The organism is Pseudomonas sp. S37, assembly GCF_016658545.1.
In the GTDB taxonomy this organism is placed as follows: domain Bacteria; phylum Pseudomonadota; class Gammaproteobacteria; order Pseudomonadales; family Pseudomonadaceae; genus Aquipseudomonas.
In genome coordinates this window covers 1-22,550 of the sequence record NZ_JACVZC010000042.1, presented here as the reverse complement: position 1 = coordinate 22,550, position 22,550 = coordinate 1, and the positions used below count along the sequence as shown (strand labels likewise).

Genomic DNA, 22,550 nt, shown 5'->3' with positions numbered 1-22,550 from the left:
GGGGGCATGGCTGGGGACGGCATCAGCCCCTCCCTCAAACCGAACGCCGCGCCTGCAGAATCGTCGGCCCCACCCGCACCTGCGAAACGGCCATATTCAAACTCAACTCAAACTTGCTCCCCAACCCGCGCGTCGACTCATGCGCCAACCGCGCCCCCAGCAACTCCCCCATCTGCCGACAAATCGACAACCCGATCCCCAACCCGCCATAGCGCCGGGTCATCGAGCCATCCACCTGGAAGAAGCGCTGATACAAGGTCGCCTGGTCCAGGTCATCAAAACCGATCCCGCTGTCACTCACCGTAAAGGTCAACGCCAGGTCATCCGGCCCTACCCGACGCCCGCGTACCTGGATCATCACCCCGCCCTGATGGGTGAACTTCAGCCCGTTGTCCACCAGGCACCCCAGGCAACGCGCAAGCTTCTGCCCGTCACCCAACAGACCGTCCGGCAAATCGGCCGGGATGTCCAGGCTCAGGTACAGGCCCTTGCCCAGGGCCTGCCCGGCATACCCGGCACGCAAGCTCTGCAACAGCGTGCGCAAGCTGAACGGCGCCGGCTGCGCACGCAGGCGGCCCGCTTGCAGCTCGGACAGGGTCAGAATCGCATCCACCATGTCCATCATGCCCTGCGCCGAGCCCACCGCCGTACGGTGGTACTGGGCCATCTCGCCCTCCATCGGCAGCGTGTGCATCAGCTCCAGCGAGCCAATTACCCCATTCATCGGCGTGCGCAGCTCATGGGTCACGCTGGCCAGGAACTCATCCTTCAGCCGGTTGCTCCTGGCCAGTTGCAGGTTCAGTTGCTCCAGCGTACGCCCGGTCTCACGCAAGGTCTGCGCCTGCTGCTCGCGCAAGCTGTTGATACGGTCGGCCAGCGCCAGCGACAGCAACGCCACTTCCAGCGCCGAACCCAACTGGCTGGCATACATGGTGATGAACACGTTCGGCAGGTAACCCAGCACCATAAGGGTGTTGACCAGCCCACCGAGCAGGAACGCCGTCCAGGCAATAATGAACCAGCGCGCCACGCGCAGGCCGCGCCACCAGGCATACAGCCCGGCACTGAAAATGCTCACGGTAAACAGCAGCGCCAGCAACGTGGCCATGCGCAGCGCAATGCCATAAGGCACGCTCACCGCCAGCACCATCACCACGGCGCCGCCCAGCATCAGCAGTTGCAACAACCGGTCGAAGCTGCGGCTGATGCTGCCCAGTTGCAGGAAGTGCCGGGCAAACTGGCAACCGAACAACCCGGCAGCGCCAATGAACAGCGGTGTCGAGGCATTCGCCCACCATGGGCTGTCCGGCCAGAAGTAGGCGACACCGGCACCGTTCACCGACACCTGATAAAAGCCGAACGACGCAATATAGAGGATGTAATAGAGGTAACTGACATCGCGCACGCTGAGGTAGATGAACAGGTTGTACACCAGCATCACCAGCAACACGCCGTAGATCATCCCCAGCACATACAGGCGTGTGGGCTGGTCCTCCATATAAGCTTGGGGGGACCACAGCGCCAGCGGCGCCTGCACCGAGCCCTGGCTGTGCAGGCGCAAGTAGGCGGTGGTGACCTGGCCAGGCGGCAGCTGCAGTTCGAACAGGTAGTTGTTCTGGCGGATTTGCCGGCTGTCGTAGGGCAAGGCATCGCCGGTACGCTGGGCCAGGCGATACACGCCGCGGTCATCGGCAAGATACAGCTCAAGGTGATCCAGTGGTGGATAGGCCAGCTCCAGCAGCCATTGCCGGGGGGCAGCACCAGGCGCGGCAACGGGGCGCAGCTCGACCTTGAGCCAGAACACCGAAGTGGAGTAACCGGCGTTCAGCACGTCTTCATGATGGGGGCGAAAGCGTTTGGCGAACCCGGGGGCGCTGACCTGGGCGATGCTGGCACTGCCATCGAGGTCTTCGTAAACCTGCATGGCCTTGCCCAACGGAACATGCCCGGTCGCGTCGTCGAAATCGACCGCTCCGGCCAGCATGGGCAGCAAACCCAGAAGCACAATCAGCAAATAGCGCATACAGCCCCAGCATGGCCTGTCCGGTCGCGTCGCGGTTGCCTCCCATCCGTTTGAGACGACGTGATCCGGCAGAACCCGTTTGTCGAGTTATCCGAGCACTCTAGCATAGCTTCACAACCTGGCAATCGGCCATAACAAATCACAAAGAAAAGGCTCTAACTCAATGCTTTCAGAAGAAAAACAAAAACAAATCTGACCGAACGATCAGCAAATCTCGTTTGTCGGACGATCCGCCCAAACAGGTTTGGTGGTAAGCTCGCCGACCATGAATACCTACAGCTCCCGCCCCGTTGTCCTCTGTCTCTCCGGCCACGACCCAAGTGGCGGCGCCGGCTTGCAGGCAGATATCGAAGCCCTGATCGCCCAAGGCTGTCACGCTGCACCTGCAGTGACCGCCCTGACCGTGCAGGATACCGTCAACGTTTCCGACTTCCGCGTGCTCGACCGTGAGTGGGTGCTGGCCCAGGCCAACGCCGTGCTGGCCGACTCCACGGTGGCCGCCGTCAAGCTGGGCATGCTCGGCTCGATCGACATGGTCGACACCGTCGCCGAACTGCTCGCCGCCCACCCGCACCTGCCGCTGGTCTGCGACCCGGTACTGCGTGCCGGTGGCGGCGGCCGCCTGGGCAAGGACGAAGTGGGCTACGCGCTGCGCGAACGCCTGCTACCGCTGGCGACCATCGCCACGCCGAACCTGCCCGAAGCGCGCATCCTCGCCGAACTGCCCGAAGGCACTGCCGACCAGTGTGCCGAGAAACTGCTGCCGTTCTGTAGACACCTGCTGATTACCGGCGGTCACGGCGACGAAGACGAAATTCACAACCGCCTGTACACCCAAGACGGCCAGCAACATACCTGGACCTGCCAGCGCCTGCCTGGCAGTTACCACGGCTCGGGCTGCACCCTGGCCAGCGCCCTGGCCGGTCGCCTGGCCCTGGGCGAGCAACTGGAAAGCGCCGTGCGCAGCGCCCTGGACTACACCTGGCGCACCCTGCGTGACGCCGAGCAACTGGGCAAGGGCCAGTACGTGCCACGGCGCCTGCCCCTGGATTTCTGCTCCTGATACGAGGCTTTCAATGACGCTACGCGGTCTGTATGCCATCACCGACAGCCAACTGCTTGCCGGCCGTTTCCTGTCCCATGTCGAAGCGGCGCTGGAAGGCGGTGTGTGCCTGCTGCAGTACCGCGACAAAAGCGACGACGCGGCGCGCCGCCTGCGTGAAGCCGAAGGGCTGCTCAAGCTCTGCGAGCGCTACGGCACGCAGTTGCTGATCAACGACGATGCCGAGCTGGCCGCGCGCCTGGGCGTTGGCGTACACCTGGGCCAGACCGACGGCCCGCTGACCCCGGCCCGTTCCCTGCTCGGCCGCCAGGCGATCATCGGCTCTACATGCCACGCCAGCCTTGAGCTGGCCGCCCAGGCTGCCAGCGAAGGCGCCAGCTATGTGGCCTTTGGCCGTTTCTTCAATTCCGTCACCAAACCGGGCGCGCCCGCTGCCAACGTCGAACTGCTGGAGCAGGCCCGCGCCCAGGTGAAACTGCCGATCGCGGTGATCGGCGGCATTACCCTCGACAACGCCGCCCCGCTGGTCGCCCATGGCGCCGACCTGCTGGCGGTGATCCACGGCCTGTTCGGTGCCGACAGCGCGCAGGAAGTCACCCGCCGCGCCCGCGCCTTCAACGCCTTGTTCGCATCCTGATTCGAGAGAACCCCCATGTCCCGTTCCGAAGCCCTGTTCGCCCAAGCCCAGAAGCACATCCCCGGTGGCGTCAACTCGCCGGTCCGCGCCTTCAAGAGCGTGGGCGGCACGCCGCTGTTCTTCAAGCATGCCGAAGGCGCCTACGTCGTTGACGAGGACGACAAGCGTTATGTCGACTACGTGGGCTCCTGGGGCCCGATGATCCTCGGCCACGGCCACCCGGACGTGCTCGACTCGGTGCGCAAGCAGCTGCAACACGGCCTGTCCTACGGCGCACCGACCGCCATGGAAACCGAAATGGCCGACCTGGTCTGCTCGATCGTGCCGTCGATGGAAATGGTACGCATGGTCAGCTCGGGCACCGAAGCCACCATGAGCGCCATCCGCCTGGCCCGTGGCTACACCGGCCGTGACGCCATCATCAAATTCGAAGGCTGCTACCACGGCCATTCCGACAGCCTGCTGGTAAAAGCCGGTTCCGGCCTGCTGACCCAGGGCGTGCCAAGCTCGGCGGGCGTGCCGGCGGACTTCGCCAAGCACACCCTGACCCTGCCGTTCAACGACATCGCCGCGGTCGAGAAAACCCTGGCCGAAGTCGGCCAGACCGTGGCCTGCATCATCGTCGAACCGGTGGCCGGCAACATGAACTGCGTACCACCGGCGCCGGGCTTCCTCGAAGGCCTGCGCGAGCAGTGCGACAAACACGGCGTGGTGCTGATCTTCGACGAAGTGATGACCGGCTTCCGCGTATCCCTCGGTGGCGCCCAGGGCCACTACGGCATCGAGCCGGACCTGTCCACCTTCGGCAAGATCGTCGGCGGCGGCATGCCGGTCGGCTGCTTCGGTGGCAAGCGCGAAATCATGGGCTGCATCGCCCCGCTGGGCCCGGTCTACCAGGCTGGCACCCTGTCGGGCAACCCGCTGGCCATGGCTGCCGGCCTGACCACCCTCAAGCTGATCAGCCGCCCGGGCTTCCACGCCGAGCTGACCGATTACACCAGCCGCATGCTCGACGGCCTGCAGCAGCGCGCCGATGCGGCTGGCGTGCCGTTCGTCACCACGCAGGCCGGGGCCATGTTCGGTCTGTACTTCAGCGGTGCCGACGATATCGTCACCTTCGAAGACGTGATGGCCAGCGATGCCGAGCGCTTCAAGCGCTTCTTCCACCTGATGCTCGACGGTGGCGTGTACCTGGCACCGAGCGCGTTCGAGGCGGGCTTCACCTCCATCGCCCATGGCGACACGGAGCTGCAGATCACCCTGGATGCGGCTGAGAAGGCTTTTGCTGCGCTGAAGTGATATTTAGCCTGTACTGGCCTCTTCGCGGGTGAACCCGCTCCTACAAGGACCGCGCGCCCATGAAAGCAACGCGGTCCTTGTAGGAGCGGGTTCACCCGCGAAGAGGCCGGTACAGACAATAATTATTCATGCACAATCAGCTGACTTCCCCAACCAAGCAGAAATTCGAGTAAAACTTTGTAAGGTTGGCGCTGCTTATCCCATAATGTGCCACCAGAGACATTGGCCGCAGCTTTGCAGAGGTAAGTCGATCCCCATGAACCGCACCGGCCGCGCCCTGACCCTGGGCTGCCTGTTGCTTCTTCAGCCCCTGCTGGCCCTGGCGGAGGGCGGTAACTCGCTGCTGATTCCGGCAACGGGCCGCTGCACCTTGAACGTTCAGCCAGAAGACCTGGCGAACGCCCTCGAGGCCTGCGAGCAGACGGCAACCGCGGGTGATGCCCAGGCGCAATTCGAACTGGGCGAGTACTACTACACGCAAACGCCAAAAAACCTGAACAAGGCGCTGGACTGGTTCCAGAAGGCCTCGTTGCAAGGCCACGCCGATGCACAGTACCGCTTGGGTGCCATTTTCTTCCATGGCGAAGGGGTCAAGGCCAACAACGTGCAGGCCTACATCCTGCTGAAGATGGCCGCGGTCAACGGCGCCGAGGATGCGCTGGACATGGCCGACGAAGTGACCGAGCAAATGCCCCGCGACGAGCTGGAGCACGCCACCCAGGTGCTCGGCCAGATCTTCCGCAAGTACCTGCTGGAACTGCAGAACGCCGAAGGGCGCACGCCGTTCTCGCCACTTCCCTGAGGGTTACTTTTCCGGCATTGGCATCGGGAACGGCATCACATTGCCGCCGCCCTTGGCTTCGCTGATCTTTGCCGTGCCCAGCCGCTCTACCTCATCGATGCGCACGATCGAGTGCATTGGCACGAAACTGCGGATCACCCCCTCGAACTGGCTCTTGAGCTTCTCCTCGCTCGGGTCCACCACCAGCTGCGAGCGCTCGCCGAACACGAACTCCTCAATTTCCAGGAAGCCCCACAGGTCGCTCTGGTAGATCTGCTTGGCGTACATCTCGAAGACCTGCCCCTGGTTGAGGAAGATCACTTTATAGATGGCAGGTTCGCGTTTGCTCATGTTCGGCGGGATAACACATGCGTAAGAAAAGGGGCGCATCATAGCAGTGCCGGCCTCTTCGCGGGTGAACCCGCTCCCACAAGGACGGTGGTGACCCTGTGGGAGCGGGCTCACCCGCGAAGAGGCCGGAACAGGCAGTACATACCGTTGAACGTTTCAGTGCTTTCGCCACTGCCATTCAAGGGTTATTCTTGAGATCAACTCCATTGCCGTCGAGCGGCTAAAAACGACCTTGAACGCACCCATACAACCCCATCGCTTCATCCTCGAACCTTTCGAGGCCCACCGTTTCGCCAACTTGTGCGGCCAGTTCGACGAGCACCTGCGCCTGATCGAACAGCGCCTTGCCATCGAAATCCGCAACCGTGGCAATCAGTTCGAACTGATCGGCGAACCCAAGACCACCTCCGCTGCCGAACAGCTGCTGCGCCGTCTCTACCGCGAGACCAAGGGCAGCGACCTGTCGCCGGAAACCGTGCACCTGTACCTGCAGGAGTCGGCCGTCGAGAACATCGACAACCCGGCCGTCAACGAGGTCAGCGTTTCGCTGCGCACGCGCAAGGGCAACATCCGCCCGCGCGGGCTTAACCAGCAGCGCTACGTCAAGGAAATCCTGGCCAACGATATCAACTTCGGCATCGGCCCGGCCGGTACCGGCAAGACTTACCTGGCCGTGGCCTGCGCGGTGGACGCGCTGGAGCGCGAACAGGTGCGCCGCATCCTGCTGGTGCGCCCGGCGGTCGAGGCGGGCGAAAAGCTCGGCTTCCTGCCCGGTGACCTGGCCCAGAAGATCGACCCGTACCTGCGCCCGCTGTACGACGCCCTGTACGAAATGCTCGGCTTCGAACACGTGGCCAAGCTGATCGAACGCCAGGTGATCGAAATTGCCCCGCTTGCCTACATGCGTGGCCGCACCCTGAACAACAGCTTCATCATCCTCGACGAAAGCCAGAACACCACGCTGGAACAGATGAAGATGTTCCTCACCCGCATCGGTTTCGGCTCCACCGCCGTCATCACCGGTGACATCACCCAGGTCGACCTGCCGCGTGGCACCAAATCGGGCCTGGCGCACGTCATCGAGGTACTGAAGGACGTTCCGGGTATCAGTTTTACCCACTTCCAACCCAAAGATGTGGTTCGTCACCCACTGGTGCAGCGTATCGTCGAAGCCTATGACCGCTTCGAAGGCCGCCAGGCCAAGCCCGAGGCGCCCGGCAAAGATGCTTGAACTTGATATCCAACGGGCCACGGACGCTGCCGCCCCGGGTGACGACGCCTTCCGCCGCTGGTGCGAACTGGGCTTGCGCCAGCGCAGCGCCGACTCGGAAATGACCATTCGCCTGGTCGACGAGGCCGAAGGCCGCGAACTGAACCACACCTACCGGCACAAGGACTACGCGACCAACGTGCTGTCGTTCCCGGCCGACGTGCCCGATGACCTGCTCGATATCCCGCTGTTGGGCGACCTGGTCATCTGCGTAGCCGTGGTCGAGCGCGAGGCTGCCGAACAAGGCAAGTCGCTGGAAGCACACTGGGCGCACCTGGTCATCCATGGCTGCCTGCACTTGCTTGGCTACGACCACATCGAGGATGAGGAAGCCGAGGAAATGGAAGGCCTGGAACGAGAATTGCTGGCAGAACTGGGTCACCCTGACCCGTACGCCGACGATGAAACCGACACTCTCACACACTGATACACGAAGGATCACGAGAACCGCCATGAGCGAAGATCGATCGAGCAACGGGCAAAAGTCCTGGCTGGGTAAACTGACCCAGGCTTTTGCCCATGAGCCGAAAAACCGCCAGGAGCTGCTTGAGCTGCTGCGCGAAGCCCATCAGAACAAGCTGCTGGACAGCGAAGCGCTGACCATTGTCGAAGGTGCCATCCAGGTCGCTGACCTGCAGGTGCGCGACATCATGGTCCCACGCTCGCAAATGATCAGCATCAAGGCCAGCCAGTCGCCGCGCGAATTCCTGCCGGCGGTGATCGACGCCGCGCACTCGCGTTACCCGGTGATCGGCGAAAGCCACGACGATGTGCTCGGCATTCTGCTCGCCAAAGACCTGCTGCCGCTGATCCTCAAAGAGAACGGCGACAGCTTCAACATCAAGGACCTGCTGCGCCCGGCCACCTTCGTGCCCGAGTCCAAGCGCCTGAACGTGCTGCTGCGCGAGTTCCGCGCCAACCATAACCACATGGCCATCGTCATCGACGAATACGGCGGCGTGGCGGGCCTGGTCACCATCGAGGACGTACTGGAGCAGATCGTCGGCGATATCGAGGACGAGCACGACGTCGAGGAAGACAGCTACATCAAGCCGCTGCCCAGCGGTGACTTCCTGGTCAAGGCGCTCACCCCGATCGAGAACTTCAACGAGTTCTTCGACAGCGAATTCTCTGATGACGAGTTCGACACGGTCGGCGGCCTGGTGATGAGTGCCTTCGGCCACTTGCCCAAGCGCAACGAAACCACCGAGATCGGGTCTTATAAGTTCCGTATTCTCAACGCCGACAGCCGGCGGATACACTTGCTGCGCCTGACCCCGATCAGCCGTTAAGGACAAACATGCGTTGGATCACCCGCCCCGGCTGGCCCGGTAACCTGCTGGCCCTGGCGGCCGGTGCTTCCACCCTCCTGGCCCTGGCGCCGTTCGACATCTGGCCGTTGGCGCTGTTGTCGATCGCCGTGCTCTACCTTGGCCTGCGCGAGCTCAGCCCGCGCCAGGCCATGTGGCGGGGCTGGTGGTTCGGTTTCGGCCTGTACGGCGCCGGCACCTGGTGGATCTACGTCAGCATGAACACCTACGGCGGCGCCTCGCCGTTGCTGGCAATCCTGCTGCTGCTGGCGTTTTTCGCAGCCTTGGCCTGGTTCTTCGCCCTGCCCACCTGGCTGTGGGCACGCTGGCTACGGCGCAACGAAGCGCCACTGGCCGATGCCCTGTGCTTCGCTGCGCTGTGGCTGCTGCAAGAGGCCTTCCGCGGCTGGTTCCTGACCGGTTTCCCCTGGCTCTACGCCGGCTACAGCCAGCTGGACGGCCCCTTGGCCGGCCTGGCACCACTGGGCGGTGTATGGCTGGTTTCCTTCACCCTGGCCCTGACCGCCGCCCTGCTGTGCAACCTGCACCGCCTGCGCGAGCGCCCGTCGTTCCTGGCCATTGCCGCGGTATTGCTGCTGGCGCCGTGGGCACTGGGCCTGGCGCTCAAGGGCCACGCCTGGACCAAGCCGGCCGGCGACCCGCTGAAAGTGGCGGCAATCCAGGGCAACGTCGAGCAGGACCTGAAATGGGACCCGGCGCACATCGACGCGCAACTGGCGCTGTACCGTGACCTGAGCTTCACCGCCAAACCCGTGGACCTGCTGGTCTGGCCGGAAACAGCGGTGCCGATACTCAAAGACCAGGCCCAGGGCTACATCGACGTGATGGGCCGCTTCGCTGCCGAGCGGCATTCGGCGCTGATCACTGGCGTACCGGTACGTGAAGAAGTGCACCATCAGCGCCGCTACTACAACGGCGTCACCGTTACCGGCGAAGGCGATGGCACCTACCTCAAGCAGAAGCTGGTGCCGTTTGGCGAGTACGTGCCGCTGCAGGACATGCTGCGCGGCGCCATCGAGTTCTTCAACCTGCCGATGTCAGACTTCGCCCGCGGGCCGGAAGACCAGCCGCTGCTACAGGCCAAGGGTTACCAGATTGCGCCGTACATCTGCTACGAAGTGGTCTACCCGGAGTTCGCTGCCAGCCTGGCCGCACGTAGCGACCTGCTGCTGACCATCAGCAACGACACCTGGTTTGGCACGTCGATCGGCCCGCTGCAGCACCTGCAGATGGCACAGATGCGTGCGCTGGAAGCCGGCCGCTGGATGATCCGCGCCACCAACAACGGCGTGACCGCGCTGATCGACCCGTTTGGCCGCATTACCACGCAGATTCCGCAGTTCCAGCAGGCGGTGCTGTATGGCGAGGTGGTGCCGATGCAGCAGCTGACGCCGTACCTGCAATGGCGCTCGTGGCCGCTGGCGATTGTCTGCGTGCTGCTGCTGGGCTGGGCGTTGCTGGCCGGGCGTATTGCCAAGACCGTCTGAGTTTTCCTGTTCTGGCCTCTTCGCGGGTGAACCCGCTCCCACAGGGACCGCACAAGCCCATGGCCTGCGGTGTACCTGTGGGAGCGGGTTCACCCGCGAAGAGGCCAGAACAGGCAACACAAGACTCAATAGAACACCCGATACCCCACCAACCCCACCACTTCATTAACCAACTGCCCGCTCTGCCACATCGCCCGGCTCTCCGGCAGCAACCCGTCAAACGGCCGCGCATGCTCGTGCCCAAGGAACCCCACAGGCGCCGGCACCACCTCGAACCCTGCCTGTTCAAAACTCCAGCGCGAGCGCTGCATGTGCCAGGCCTGGGTCACTACCACCACCCGGCGAATGCCCAACGGCTGCAGCACCTTGGCCGTTAGCTGGGCGTTCTCCCAGGTCGTGCGGCTGCCCTCCTCCCGCCACTTCACCTCGACCGCAAAATCTTCACGCAAGCGATCCGCCATCAACTGCGCCTCACTCGGCGGCGTCCCGTAGTGCAGCCCGCCACTGGTCAGCACCGGCAAGCCCGACGCCTTGGCAAGCTGCGCGGCAAAGCGCATGCGCTCCAGCGCCGTGGCCGTAGGCTGGTCACCACCACCCCAGGCCGGGTCACCCCGCTCGCGCCCCGCACCCAGCACCACGATGGCATCTGCGCGGCTGGCCAGGCCCGCCCAGTCATTCACCGCCAGTGGCGGCTCGGTCTCCAGCACCCGGGCCGTTTCCTGCACCACCCGCGGCAGGCTCATCAGCCACAGGCCACCCAGCCCCACAGCAAAGCACAACGCCGCCAACCGTGGCCGCCGCGCACGCAACCACCATGCGGCAAGCAGCAGCAGGAACAGGATGCCCGGCGGCATCAACCATTGTTTGATGAAAAATCGGATCGGCATTGGCCACAGCTCCTTGGCAGAGGTGCAGCCTAGAAGGATCGGCGCCGGTCAACAAGGGTGCGACCGGCGCCAAACGTGAGCTGTGGTGATATTGAAGAACCGGCGCGCTTGGCCTGCGCCTGGCGTCCTGAACGGCTAGCGATGCGGCAGCGTCCTGGATCTCGCCGTATTGGCGGGGCGTTTCTTGTCCTTGAGCCAGATGATCTTGGCTGATGTCGGCTCCGCTTGTGGGTAACTGCCGACAGTGGCGTTCTGGCGCTCCGGGAGGGTATCCAGGTAGGCCTTGATCACTTCGAACTCTGCATGGCTCAGGCCACGCAACTCCAGCTCGGCTGGCATCTCGTCGCGCAATCGCACCGAGGTCCTGGCGGTTTCCAGTGCCAGGCCAAGCCGGTCGATCAGGCGCTCGTAAAGCTCCGGTCTGCTTGCGGGTAGCTGCGTCTCTCCCATCCGTTCACCTCATTGAAGATAAGAATATCTCCCCCCACACCTGAGCTTAGCGTCGTTGCAAAAAGCAGCTGCGTGCCGCGACCAGCGGCCATTCGCAACGAAGGTTTCCCACGATGCGCAGCGCTGCTGTATGCTACGGCGTTCACTCTAAACGACACCGGAGTGCCGGTCGCAGCGAGGTTCCGCTGCCTGGAACAAGGTCTCTTCTCTCTCAGCCAAAAGTAGCCATGCACGAACAATACACGCCCCGTGATATCGAAGCCGCCGCCCAGAACTTCTGGGACGAGCAACAATCGTTCGCTGTTACCGAACAGCCAGGCAAAGACACCTACTATTGCCTATCGATGTTCCCGTACCCGAGCGGCAAGCTACACATGGGCCACGTGCGCAACTACACCATCGGCGACGTGATTGCCCGCTACCAGCGCATGCTGGGCAAGAACGTCCTGCAGCCGATGGGCTGGGACGCTTTCGGCATGCCTGCGGAAAACGCGGCGATGAAGAACAACGTCGCCCCGGCCAAGTGGACGTACGAAAACATCGACTACATGAAGACCCAGCTCAAGAGCCTGGGCCTGGCCATCGACTGGGCACGTGAAGTCACCACCTGCAAGCCCGACTACTACCGTTGGGAGCAGTGGCTGTTCACCCGCCTGTTCGAGAAAGGCATCATCTACCGCAAGAACGGGACCGTGAACTGGGACCCGGCCGACCAGACCGTACTGGCCAACGAGCAGGTCATCGACGGCCGTGGCTGGCGTTCCGGCGCGCTGATCGAAAAGCGCGAAATCCCGATGTACTACTTCCGTATCACCGACTACGCCGACGAGCTGCTGGAAAGCCTCGACGAGCTGCCGGGCTGGCCTGAGCAGGTCAAGACCATGCAGCGCAACTGGATCGGCAAGTCGCGCGGCATGGAAGTACAGTTCCCGTACGACCAGGCCAGCATTGGCCACGAAGGCGCGCTCAAGGTCTTCACCACCCGTCCCGACACGCTGATGGGCGCCACCTACGTCGCCGTCGCCGCCGAACACCCGCTGGCCACCCAGGCCGCCCAGGGCAACCCGGCGCTGCAGGCGTTCATCGACGAGTGCAAGGGCGGCAGCGTCGCCGAAGCCGACATGGCCACCCAGGAGAAGAAGGGCATGGCCACTTCCCTGCTGGTCGAGCACCCGCTGACCGGTGAGAAGCTGCCGGTGTGGGTCGCCAACTACGTGCTGATGCACTACGGCGATGGCGCGGTAATGGCCGTACCGGCCCACGACGAGCGCGACTTCGAGTTCGCCCACAAGTACAAACTGCCGGTCAAGGCCGTGGTGCGCACCAGCGCTGGCGATGAAGTCGGCAACGAGTGGCAGGACGCCTACGGCGAGCACGGCCAGTTGATCAACTCCGCCGAGTTCGACGGCCTGGACTTCGCCGGCGCCTTCGACGCCATCGAAGCTGCCCTTATCCGCAAGGAGCTGGGCAAATCGCGTACCCAGTTCCGCCTGCGCGACTGGGGTATCAGCCGCCAGCGCTACTGGGGCTGCCCGATCCCGATCATCCACTGCCCGTCCTGCGGCGACGTGCCGGTGCCAGAAGACCAGCTGCCGGTCACCCTGCCGGAGAACGTGGTGCCGGACGGCGCTGGTTCGCCGCTGGCACGCATGCCAGAGTTCTACGAATGCAGCTGCCCTAAATGCGGTACTGCGGCCAAACGCGAAACCGACACCATGGACACCTTCGTCGAGTCGTCCTGGTACTTCGCCCGTTACGCCTCGCCCAACTACGAAGGTGGCATGGTCGACCCGAAAGCGGCCAACCACTGGCTGCCGGTCGACCAGTACATCGGTGGTATCGAACACGCCATCCTGCACCTGCTGTACGCGCGCTTCTTCCACAAGCTGATGCGTGACGAAGGCCTGGTCACCTCGAACGAACCGTTCAAGAACCTGCTCACCCAGGGCATGGTGGTCGCCGAAACCTACTACCGTGTGGCCAGCAACGGCGGCAAGGACTGGTTCAACCCGGCCGATGTCGAAATCGAGCGCGATGCCAAGGCCAAGATCATTGGCGCCCGCCTGAAGACCGACGGCCTGCCGGTGGAAATCGGCGGCACCGAGAAGATGTCGAAGTCGAAGAACAACGGCGTAGACCCGCAATCGATGATCGATCAGTACGGTGCTGACACCTGCCGCCTGTTCATGATGTTCGCCTCGCCACCTGACGCGAGCCTGGAATGGTCCGACTCCGGTGTCGAGGGCGCCAGCCGCTTCCTGCGCCGTGTATGGCGCCTGGCCCAGGCCCACGTGGCCCAAGGCCCGGCAGGCAAGCTGGATATCGCCGCCCTGGACGACGCGCAAAAGGTCATCCGCCGCGCCATCCATGCTGCCATCAAGCAGGCCAGCACCGACGTTGGCCAGTTCCACAAGTTCAACACCGCCATCGCCCAGGTGATGACCGTGATGAACGTGCTGGAAAAGGCCCCGCAAGCCACCGAACAGGACCGCGCCCTGCTGCAGGAAGGCCTGGAAGCCGTGACCCTGCTGCTGGCGCCGATCACCCCGCACATCTCCCACGAGCTGTGGCAGCAACTGGGCCACCAGCAGGCCGTGATCGACGCCGGCTGGCCAGCCGTCGACGAAGCCGCCCTGGTCCAGGACACCGTTACCCTGGTGGTGCAGGTCAACGGCAAGCTGCGTGGCCAGGTCGAAATGCCGGCCGCCGCCAGCCGCGAAGAAATCGAAGCTGCCGCGCGCAGCAACGAAAATGTCCTGCGCTTCATCGATGGCCTGGCCATCCGCAAGGTCATCGTGGTACCTGGCAAGCTGGTCAACATCGTCGCCAACTGATGGCAACGCCCGCCCGCAGCCACTGCGGGCGGGCGGAACAGGCCCACAAGGGAGCAACAACATGATCAAACGCAATTTGCTGGTAATCGGCCTGGCGGTCATGCTCAGCGCCTGCGGTTTCCAGCTGCGCGGCACTGGCACCAACGAGTTGAGCATCAAGGAAATGGACGTCAGCGCGCGTGATGCCTACGGCGCCACCGTGACCGAACTGCGCCAGGTCCTGAAGAACAGCGGCGTCAATGTGCACACCGGCGCGCCTTACCGTCTGGTGCTGACCAACGAACAGGAGCGCGAGCGCTCGGCCAGCTACAACAGCGGCAACCGCACCGCTGAATACGAACTGACCACCGAACTCGACTACAGCATTCAGGGCCTGAACAACCTGGAACTGCTCAGCGACAAGCTGGAAATGCGCAAGGTCTACGTGCGTGATGGCTCGAACATCACCGGTTCCGAGCAGGAAGCCGCCCGCTCCCGCGTGGAAATGCGCCGTGACCTGGTCAACGCCATGGTCGTGCGCCTGCAGCAGCTGAGCCCGGCCCAGCTGGACGAACTGCAGCACAAAGCCGACCAGCGCGCCCAGGCTGAAGCTGCCGCACTGGAGGCTGCCCGCCGCCAGCAGGCAGAAACCCCGCAGCAATCGCCACTGGAAATCCCGGGCAACTAAGCCCGTGCGGGGCACCTTCGGGTGCCCCACCTGCTCGCCATGAAGCTCGCCCCCGCCCAACTCAACAAGCACCTGCAAGGCGCCCTGGCCCCAGTCTACGTGGTCAGCGGTGACGACCCGCTGCTGTGCCAGGAAGCCGCCGACGCCATCCGCCACGCCGCGCGTCAGCAAGGTTTTGACGAACGTCAGGTATTCAGTGCCGACGCCAACTTCGACTGGGGCACCCTGCTCCAGGCGGGCGCCAGCCTGTCGCTGTTCGCCCAGCGCCGCCTGCTGGAGCTGCGCCTGCCCTCGGGCAAGCCCGGTGACAAGGGCGCCGCGGCCTTGATGGAATACTGCGCCAACCCCGCTGAAGATACCTTGCTGCTTATCAGCCTGCCCAAGCTCGACGGCAGTGCGCAGAAGACCAAGTGGGGCAAGGCCTTGATCGAAGGCGCCCATTGCCAGTTCATCCAGATCTGGCCGGTGGATGTGCACCAGCTGCCACAGTGGATCAACCAGCGCCTGCAGCAGGCTGGCCTGTCGGCTCAGCGTGACGCCGTCGACCTGATTGCCGCACGCGTCGAAGGCAACCTGCTGGCCGCCGCGCAGGAGATCGAAAAGCTCAAGCTGCTGGCTGAAGGCAGCCAGATCACCGTGGAAACCGTGCAGTCGGCTGTCGCCGACAGCGCCCGTTTCGATGTCTTCGGCCTGGTCGATGCCATTCTCAACGGCGAAGCCGCACATGCCCTGCGCATGCTCGAAGGCTTGCGCGGTGAGGGCGTGGAGCCACCGGTGGTTCTCTGGGCCCTGGCCCGCGAGTTGCGCCAACTGGCCGGGCTGGCCCAGCAGTTCAGCCAGGGCGTGCCGCTGGACAAGGCGTTCAGCCAGGCTCGCCCGCCAGTCTGGGACAAACGTCGGCCACTGGTCAGCAAGGCCCTGCAGCGCCTGTCGGCGCAGCGCTGGGCGCAGCTGCTGCAGGATGCCCAGCGTATCGATGCACAGATCAAGGGCCAGGCCGAGGGCTCGCCTTGGACCGGCCTGGCGCGCTTGTCATTGCTGATGGCTGGCCAGCGCCTGGCGCTGCCTCCCGAATAGTTCCTCCCCTGTGGGAGCGGGTTTACCCGCGAACACCGGCGACGCCGGTGCCATACACCGCGTCGCATGCTTCGCGGGTGAACCCGCCCCCACAGGTCCGGTGCTCGGCCCAAACTCGGCGTCACGATTCCGACCATATACACAATCAATTGGCCCTCCCCCACCCAGGGCCCTACAGTGCGCCCCGAAACCCACCCACCACGGGAACCCCGCCATGAGCAAAAAGCCGAAAAAGCACGGCCCCAACAAGGCCAAATCGATCATCGCCCAACCGCTGTTCCGCTGCCGCCAGGAACAACCGGAAAAAGGCAAAGGCAGCTACCGCCGCGAAGCCTTCCAATCGAGAGATTGGGAGGCTTCCTACTTTTTGGCGGCATGAAAGCATCGCAAGCGCAGGCATGGTATGGTCGTCACCTGACCTGCAATTCTGGATCTGTGCATGCTCTTCCGTCTTCTCCCCCGTTGGGAAACCCGCCAGCTGATCGCGGCCTCCAGCTTCATCCTGCTCGTTGCCTGCGCGGAAAAACCCACCGCGGCAGACGCGCTGCCGCTGGCCCCTGCGCAACCTGCGCCCGTGGTAACCGTGCCCGGTGCAACGCCAGACGTCAGCACTGAAATCCAGCCCCTGCAAACCTTCGCCCAATGGCAAGCAGGCTTCCGCCAGCAGGCCCTGCAAGCCGGTATTTCGCCAAGCACCTTCGACCGCGCCTTCCTCGGTGTTACCCCCGACCTGGACGTGATCAAGGCCGACCGCAGCCAGCCAGAATTCACCCGCCCGGTATGGGAATACCTCGAAGGCGCCCTGTCGCCCCTGCGTGTGCGCAACGGCAAGCGGCTGCTGGAGCAGAACGCCGACCTGCTGACCCGCCTTGAACAACGCTATGGCGTCGACCGCCAGGTGCTGGTGGCGGTATGGGGCATGGAGAGCAACTTCGGCCAGTTCCAGGGCAGCAAGTCGGTTATCCGCTCGCTGGCGACCTTGGCCTACGAAGGCCGCCGTCCACAGTTCGCCCAAGACCAGCTTATCGCCGCCCTGCAGATCATCCAGCATGGCGACATCCAGCCTGAGGCCATGCGCGGTTCGTGGGCCGGCGCCATGGGCCAGACCCAGTTCATCCCGACCACCTACAACACCCACGCCGTGGACTTTGACGGCGATGGCCGCCGCGACATCTGGAACAGCACCCCGGACGCCCTGGCCTCGACGGCCCACTACCTGCAAAGCTCAGGCTGGAAGCGTGGCCAGCCATGGGGCTTCGAAGTGCAGGTGCCCGCTGGCTTCGACTTCTGGCAGGCCGATGGCGCCTTGCGCAAGCCGGTCAGCGAATGGCTGGCGATGGGCGTGAAGCTGCCGGCAGGCACGCAATTGCCAGCAGGTAGCAACCAGCTGTCGGCTGCCCTGCTGCTGCCTGCGGGCGCGCGTGGCCCGGCGTTCCTGGTACTGGACAACTTCCGCGCCATCCTCAAGTACAACAATTCGTCGTCCTACGCGTTGGCGGTCAGCCTGCTGGGCGATCGCTTCAGTGGCTGGGGCTTCATTGCCGGCAGCTGGCCGAAGGAAGACCTGCCGCTCAGCCGCAGCGAACGCATGGAATTGCAGAACCTGCTGAACAGCCGCGGGCATGAGGCGGGCAATGCTGATGGCATTATCGGCGCCAATACCCGCAAGGCCATTCGCAATGCCCAGCAAGGGCTGGGGTGGCCGGCGGATGGGTATCCGACCCATAAGTTGCTTGAGAGCTTGCGTCAGCAGTGAGATAGCTGGGGGCGCGTTGCGCCCCTATCGCGACACAAGGCCGCTCCTACAGGGGACCGCGATACATTGGAGTAATGCGATCCCTGTAGGAGCGGCCTTGTGTCGCGATGGGCTGCAAAGCGGCCCCAAAAATCTCAAGCCTTGAACAGGTCCTGCTCCAACACCAGACTCTGCCGACCACTGTCCAGCCTGACCCGAGCCCCCAGCGGCAAGCACACATTCGGGTCACAATGCCCACTGCGCCACCCGGCCAGCACCGGCACGCCCAGCGGCCCGAAGGTCTCCACCAGCAACGGCGCCAACGCTGCCGTGGTAATCCCGGCAAAATCCCCCACCAGCACGCCCTTGATCCCTTCCAGCTTGCCCGCCAGGCGCATCTGGGTCAGCAACCGGTCCACCCGGTACAGCGGCTCGTTGACGTCCTCGATGAACAGGATGCCGCCCTGGGTATCCAGCTCGGCCAGCGTGCCCATGGTCGCGCCCAGCATCGACAGGTTGCCCCCCAGCAACGGCCCGCTGGCCACGCCTGGCAGCACACTGTCCAAGGCGAACCCTGCCGGGTGCACGATCTGCTCACCCGCCCGCACGTGCCCGCCCAGTTGCGCCAGCAACGACGACTCGGTCGGTGCCAATTTGCCCCCTAGCAGGTCGGCATTGAGCATCCCGCCATGGAAGGTAAGCAGCCCGCAATGGCGGTACAGCGCCGTATGCAGCGCGGTTATGTCGCTGTAGCCGATCAGCGGCTTGGGGTTGCGCCGGATCAGCTCGAAATCCAGCTGGTCGAGCAGGCGCATGCTGCCGTAACCGCCGCGCATGCACAGGATGGCGTCGATCGCCGGGTCGGCAAAGGCATCGTGCAGGTCCTGCAGCCGCTGCTGGTCCGGGCCTGCCAGGTAACCCTGAGCCTGCAGGGCACCTGGGTAAATGCGGCAACGGTAGCCGCGATCAGCGAACCATTGGTTGACCTTGTGCGTATCCAGCCGCGCCGAGCCCGCCGGCGCGATGATGGCGAAGCAGGCGTCTTGCAGGATCGCCTTGGGCAAATGTACGGGAAGGGTATCGACACAATTCATCATGCAGCTCCAGACATCTTGTCGCTTGTAGCTTATGGCTTGTTGCCGACAAAAAAAAATGCCGATGTTGCCTTTTCGGCAAGCATCGGCATTTGTGTTTCAGCCCAGGCTCAGAGCTTGATCTTGGCTTCGTGCGCCTGTTGGTCGGCGTGGTACGAAGAACGCACCAGCGGGCCAGAAGCAACGTTCTTGAAGCCCATCTTGTAGCCTTCCTCGGCGAACCAGGCAAAGGTGTCCGGGTGGACGAAGCGCTGTACCGGCAAGTGGCTACGCGACGGCTGCAGGTACTGGCCGAGGGTGAGCATGTCGATGTCATGCTCGCGCATGCGGTGCATCACTTCGATCACTTCTTCGTCGGTCTCGCCCAGGCCGAGCATCAGGCCCGACTTGGTCGGTACATGCGGCACCAGCTGCTTGAACTTCTGCAGCAGGTCCAGCGACCAGTCGTAATCCGAACCCGGGCGCGCAGCCTTGTACAGGCGCGGTACGGTTTCGAGGTTGTGGTTGAACACATCCGGCGGCTCTTGCGCGGTGATTTCCAGCGCCACGTCCATACGGCCGCGGTAGTCCGGCACCAGGGTTTCCAGCTGCACGCCCGGCGACAGCGCGCGGATTTCGCGGATACAGTCGGCAAAGTGCTGGGCACCACCGTCACGCAGGTCGTCGCGGTCCACCGAGGTGATCACCACGTACTTCAGGCGCAGGTCGGCAATGGCGACTGCCAGGTTTTTCGGCTCGTCCAGGTCCAGCGGCTTCGGCCGACCGTGGCCAACGTCGCAGAACGGGCAACGACGGGTGCAGATGTCACCCATGATCATGAAGGTGGCGGTACCACCGGAGAAGCACTCGCCCAGGTTCGGGCAGGAGGCCTCTTCACACACGCTGTGCAGCTTGTGCTTGCGCAGCAGCTGCTTGATGCGGTCTACCTCGGGCGATACCGGGATACGCACGCGAATCCAGTCGGGCTTCTTCGGCAGCTCGTCGGTAGGGATGATCTTCACCGGGATGCGCGCGACCTTGTCGGCGCCCCGCAGTTTTACCCCAGCTTCCACCTTCTTCGGCGCTGGGCGCGGGGTGACATCCTGGGTGGGTATCAGGTTCGGCACGGCTTCTTGCACAGTTGTCATATTCAGTCGATTCCGCCCGTGAGGGTCGTCTGCTCAGCGTAGTCGAGGTGCTTGACCAGCTGTCCGCGCAGCCTTGTCCTGACCTCGTCGAGTTCGATCGGGCCTGCCAGGTCACGCAGCTGGGTCATCGCCAGCCCCGCATAACCGCAGGGGTTGATTCGGCGGAATGGCGCAAGGTCCATGTCCACGTTCAGGGCAAGGCCGTGGAACGAACGGCCATTGCGAATTCGCAGGCCGAGGGAGGCGATTTTCGCTCCATCGACATAGACGCCCGGCGCATCGGGCTTGGCCGCAGCCTGGACGTCGTAACTGGCAAGCAGATCAACCAGGGTCTGCTCGATACGGCTGACCAGCTCTCGCACGCCAAAACCCAGCCGGCGTACATCCAGCAGCAGGTAGGCCACCAGCTGCCCGGGGCCATGGTAGGTCACCTGGCCACCGCGGTCGGTCTGCACCACCGGGATGTCGCCCGGCACCAGCAGGTGCTCGGCCTTGCCGGCCTGGCCCTGGGTGAAGACCGCGGGGTGCTCGACCAGCCAGATTTCGTCCTGGCTGTCCGGGCTGCGCTGCTCGGTGAAGCGACGCATGGCCTCCAGCACCGGTTCATAGGGCTGCAGGCCAAGCTCGCGAAAACCGAGGCAGGCGGACATCAGAGCACCATTTTCACGATGCCGGTAGCGCGCAGGGCGCTGTTGATATCGTGCAGCTGGTTCTCGCTTTCGGCAACGATGTGCAATTGCACGGTGGTGTACTTGCCTTCCTTGCTCTGGCGTTCGGCCAGTGTGGAAAGGTCGACCTTGGCGTGCTTGCTGAGAATCTCGATTACCGTGTCCTTGAAGCCGACAACGGTGTCACCGATGACCTTGATCGGGTAATCGGCGCAGGGGAATTCGATCTTGTGCGACTTTACGTCTGGTTCGCTCATGGCGGAAACGGCCTCGTAAGCCGTGGCAACAACAATGCCCCCGCGTGATACGCGGGGGCTTGCAGGTCACGTATCAGTTGAACAAGCCATAGAAGAATAGACGGATGCTATCCCACATACGGCGGAAGAAACCACCTTCCTCGACGCCATCGAGGGCGATCAGGTCGGCGCTGTGAACCACTTTCTCGTCCAGTTTGACTTCCACTTTACCGATCACGTCACCTTTGGCGATAGGCGCGGTAATTTGCGGGTTCATGGTCATCGAAGCCTGCAGGCGCTTCAATTGGCCTTTAGGCATAGTCATGGTCAGGTCGTCGGCCAGGCCGGCCTTGACGATGCTGGAGGCGCCCTTCCACACCGGAGCCTGGGTCAGCTCGGTACCCTTCTGGTAGAAGGTCTGGGTTTCGAAGAAGCGGAAGCCATAAGTGAGCAGCTTCTGGGTCTCGGCAGCACGCGATTGCTCGCTGTTGGTGCCGAACACCACGGCGATCAGGCGCTGGCCATCGCGAACGGCCGAAGCCACCATGCAGTAGCCGGCTTCGTCGGTGTGGCCGGTTTTCAGGCCATCGACGGTCTTGTCACGCCACAGCAGCAGGTTGCGGTTAGGCTGCTTGATGTTGTTCCAGAAGAACTCTTTCTGCGAGTAGATGGCGTAGTGGGCCGGGTCGACGTTGATGATCGCACGGGCCAGGGTCGCCATGTCGTGGGCAGACGAGTAGTGCTCCGGGTTCGGCAGGCCGGTCGGGTTCATGAAGTGGCTGTTGCTCATGCCCAGGTCGGCAGCCGTCTTGTTCATCATGTCGGCGAACGCGTCTTCGCTGCCGGCGATGTGCTCGGACAGGGCGACCGAGGCGTCGTTGCCGGACTGGATGATGATGCCGTGCAGCAGGTCGCTGACCGTTACCTGGCTGCCCACCTTGATGAACATGCGCGAACCGCCGGTACGCCAGGCGTTTTCGCTGACAGTAACCGGGTCGTTCTCGCCGATCTGGCCGCGGCGGATGTCCAGGGTGGCGATGTAGGCAGTCATCAGCTTGGTCAGGCTGGCTGGCGGCAGGCGCTCGTCACCGTTGTTCTCGACCAGCACGTTGCCGCTGGACGCGTCCATGAGTACGTAGGACTTGGCTGCCAGTTGCGGTGGTGCCGGTGTCATCTGCTCAGCCGCGAAGGCGGCAGGCGTGATCATCAGCAGTACGGGCAGGCAAAGTCGTTTGGCAAGGTTGGTGATGTTCATCCGTCTCTCGAAAATCGCTAATGGTCTGATGTTCCCTGGGCAAGATCATGTGCCCAGCGCCAGTCAGTCTAGTTTTATGGCCGTAGGCCTGGCCCGGCAAAAGCACTTCTGGATCAAAGTGCGGCGTTATGTCGCTGCGGGCAAAAGCCGACATTGTACATGGCCGCGCCCGGCAATTCATGACAAAACCGACAGTTTAACGGTGGCGCTGCATGGAAATGCAGTCACTGTAGGAGCGGCCTTGTGTCGCGATCGGGCTGCAAAGCAGCCCCGGCAAT

The 22,550-nt window shown here is 63.5% G+C and carries 23 protein-coding genes; 14 read left to right on the top strand and 9 right to left on the bottom strand.

Annotated elements, in window-relative coordinates; translation table 11 throughout:
- Nucleotides 1-34: 34 nt before the first annotated feature.
- The gene (locus tag IAE39_RS14910) at nt 35-2,023 is read right to left on the bottom strand and encodes a sensor histidine kinase (protein ID WP_201203622.1); all 1,989 of its coding nucleotides are present in this window, start codon (nt 2,021-2,023) and stop codon (nt 35-37) included.
- A gap of 265 nt (nt 2,024-2,288) precedes the next feature.
- Between IAE39_RS14910 and IAE39_RS14905 the strand changes: the two genes are divergently transcribed.
- The 4 genes from IAE39_RS14905 (at nt 2,289) to IAE39_RS14890 (ending at nt 5,824) form a co-directional block, all read left to right on the top strand.
- Nucleotides 2,289-3,086, top strand: coding sequence for a hydroxymethylpyrimidine/phosphomethylpyrimidine kinase (locus tag IAE39_RS14905; protein ID WP_201203620.1), 798 nt, complete (start codon nt 2,289-2,291; stop codon nt 3,084-3,086).
- 13 nt (nt 3,087-3,099) lie between these two features.
- A complete protein-coding gene (gene thiE, locus IAE39_RS14900; protein WP_201203619.1) occupies nt 3,100-3,723 on the top strand; it encodes a thiamine phosphate synthase in 624 nt (207 codons plus the stop codon).
- Nucleotides 3,724-3,738: 15 nt separating this feature from the next.
- Nucleotides 3,739-5,022 carry a glutamate-1-semialdehyde 2,1-aminomutase gene (hemL, locus tag IAE39_RS14895; protein WP_201203618.1) on the top strand — a complete coding sequence of 428 codons (1,284 nt, stop codon included), beginning with the start codon at nt 3,739-3,741 and terminating at the stop codon, nt 5,020-5,022.
- A 256-nt stretch (nt 5,023-5,278) separates the two neighbouring features.
- Nucleotides 5,279-5,824: a tetratricopeptide repeat protein gene (locus IAE39_RS14890; protein ID WP_201203617.1), complete on the top strand. Its 546-nt coding sequence runs from the start codon at nt 5,279-5,281 to the stop codon at nt 5,822-5,824.
- A gap of 3 nt (nt 5,825-5,827) precedes the next feature.
- Here IAE39_RS14890 and IAE39_RS14885 read toward each other — a convergent pair whose 3' ends face one another.
- A complete protein-coding gene (locus tag IAE39_RS14885) occupies nt 5,828-6,154 on the bottom strand; it encodes a DUF1820 family protein (protein WP_016489346.1) in 327 nt (108 codons plus the stop codon).
- Between the two features lie 232 nt (nt 6,155-6,386).
- Here IAE39_RS14885 and IAE39_RS14880 point away from each other — a divergent pair, with 232 nt between their 5' ends.
- Genes IAE39_RS14880 through lnt form a run of 4 tightly spaced genes read left to right on the top strand, consistent with a single transcriptional unit; the run spans nt 6,387 to nt 10,242 of the window.
- On the top strand, nt 6,387-7,385 hold the full coding sequence (locus IAE39_RS14880) for a PhoH family protein (RefSeq protein ID WP_201203616.1): 999 nt from the start codon (nt 6,387-6,389) through the stop codon (nt 7,383-7,385).
- The gene (gene ybeY / locus IAE39_RS14875) at nt 7,378-7,851 is read left to right on the top strand and encodes an rRNA maturation RNase YbeY (protein WP_201203615.1); all 474 of its coding nucleotides are present in this window, start codon (nt 7,378-7,380) and stop codon (nt 7,849-7,851) included. The genes IAE39_RS14880 and ybeY overlap by 8 nt, the downstream gene beginning before the upstream one ends.
- Nucleotides 7,852-7,876: 25 nt before the next feature.
- A complete protein-coding gene (locus IAE39_RS14870; RefSeq protein ID WP_201203614.1) occupies nt 7,877-8,716 on the top strand; it encodes an HlyC/CorC family transporter in 840 nt (279 codons plus the stop codon).
- Nucleotides 8,717-8,724: 8 nt separating this feature from the next.
- A complete protein-coding gene (gene lnt, locus IAE39_RS14865; RefSeq protein ID WP_201203612.1) occupies nt 8,725-10,242 on the top strand; it encodes an apolipoprotein N-acyltransferase in 1,518 nt (505 codons plus the stop codon).
- Between the two features lie 125 nt (nt 10,243-10,367).
- Here the strand turns inward: lnt and IAE39_RS14860 are convergent, their stop codons facing one another.
- Nucleotides 10,368-11,129, bottom strand: coding sequence for a YdcF family protein (locus IAE39_RS14860; protein WP_201203611.1), 762 nt, complete (start codon nt 11,127-11,129; stop codon nt 10,368-10,370).
- Nucleotides 11,130-11,264: 135 nt separating this feature from the next.
- The gene (locus IAE39_RS14855; RefSeq protein WP_201203609.1) at nt 11,265-11,579 is read right to left on the bottom strand and encodes a hypothetical protein; all 315 of its coding nucleotides are present in this window, start codon (nt 11,577-11,579) and stop codon (nt 11,265-11,267) included.
- A gap of 227 nt (nt 11,580-11,806) precedes the next feature.
- Here IAE39_RS14855 and leuS point away from each other — a divergent pair, with 227 nt between their 5' ends.
- From leuS to IAE39_RS14830, 5 genes are all read left to right on the top strand, one after another.
- The gene (gene leuS / locus IAE39_RS14850) at nt 11,807-14,413 is read left to right on the top strand and encodes a leucine--tRNA ligase (protein WP_201203607.1); all 2,607 of its coding nucleotides are present in this window, start codon (nt 11,807-11,809) and stop codon (nt 14,411-14,413) included.
- 61 nt (nt 14,414-14,474) lie between these two features.
- Nucleotides 14,475-15,080: an LPS-assembly lipoprotein LptE gene (locus IAE39_RS14845; RefSeq protein ID WP_201203605.1), complete on the top strand. Its 606-nt coding sequence runs from the start codon at nt 14,475-14,477 to the stop codon at nt 15,078-15,080.
- 39 nt (nt 15,081-15,119) lie between these two features.
- Nucleotides 15,120-16,157 carry a DNA polymerase III subunit delta gene (gene holA, locus IAE39_RS14840; RefSeq protein ID WP_201203604.1) on the top strand — a complete coding sequence of 346 codons (1,038 nt, stop codon included), beginning with the start codon at nt 15,120-15,122 and terminating at the stop codon, nt 16,155-16,157.
- A 214-nt stretch (nt 16,158-16,371) separates the two neighbouring features.
- A complete protein-coding gene (gene arfA / locus IAE39_RS14835; protein ID WP_009685838.1) occupies nt 16,372-16,536 on the top strand; it encodes an alternative ribosome rescue factor ArfA in 165 nt (54 codons plus the stop codon).
- 60 nt (nt 16,537-16,596) lie between these two features.
- Nucleotides 16,597-17,913, top strand: coding sequence for a lytic murein transglycosylase (locus IAE39_RS14830; protein ID WP_201203601.1), 1,317 nt, complete (start codon nt 16,597-16,599; stop codon nt 17,911-17,913).
- Between the two features lie 134 nt (nt 17,914-18,047).
- On the opposite strand, the gene IAE39_RS14825 is transcribed toward IAE39_RS14830, so the two are convergent.
- The 5 genes from IAE39_RS14825 to IAE39_RS14805 all read right to left on the bottom strand — a co-directional run bounded on the left by IAE39_RS14825 (nt 18,048) and on the right by IAE39_RS14805 (nt 22,272).
- Nucleotides 18,048-18,986 carry a S66 peptidase family protein gene (locus IAE39_RS14825; protein WP_201203599.1) on the bottom strand — a complete coding sequence of 313 codons (939 nt, stop codon included), beginning with the start codon at nt 18,984-18,986 and terminating at the stop codon, nt 18,048-18,050.
- 110 nt (nt 18,987-19,096) lie between these two features.
- Nucleotides 19,097-20,113 carry a lipoyl synthase gene (lipA, locus tag IAE39_RS14820; protein WP_236548594.1) on the bottom strand — a complete coding sequence of 339 codons (1,017 nt, stop codon included), beginning with the start codon at nt 20,111-20,113 and terminating at the stop codon, nt 19,097-19,099.
- Between the two features lie 2 nt (nt 20,114-20,115).
- Complete coding sequence (gene lipB / locus IAE39_RS14815; RefSeq protein WP_201203597.1) at nt 20,116-20,763, bottom strand: lipoyl(octanoyl) transferase LipB; 648 nt, start codon at nt 20,761-20,763, stop codon at nt 20,116-20,118.
- Nucleotides 20,763-21,038, bottom strand: a complete 276-nt coding sequence (locus IAE39_RS14810; protein WP_009685832.1) for a DUF493 domain-containing protein — start codon at nt 21,036-21,038, stop codon at nt 20,763-20,765. The genes lipB and IAE39_RS14810 overlap by 1 nt, the downstream gene beginning before the upstream one ends.
- A 73-nt stretch (nt 21,039-21,111) precedes the next feature.
- On the bottom strand, nt 21,112-22,272 hold the full coding sequence (locus IAE39_RS14805; protein WP_201203595.1) for a D-alanyl-D-alanine carboxypeptidase family protein: 1,161 nt from the start codon (nt 22,270-22,272) through the stop codon (nt 21,112-21,114).
- On the opposite strand from IAE39_RS14805, the gene IAE39_RS29680 reads away from it, so the two are divergent.
- On the top strand, nt 22,265-22,550 hold a 286-nt coding region (locus IAE39_RS29680; RefSeq protein WP_236548593.1), incomplete at its 3' end, for a hypothetical protein. The two genes, IAE39_RS14805 and IAE39_RS29680, sit on opposite strands and share 8 nt — an antisense overlap.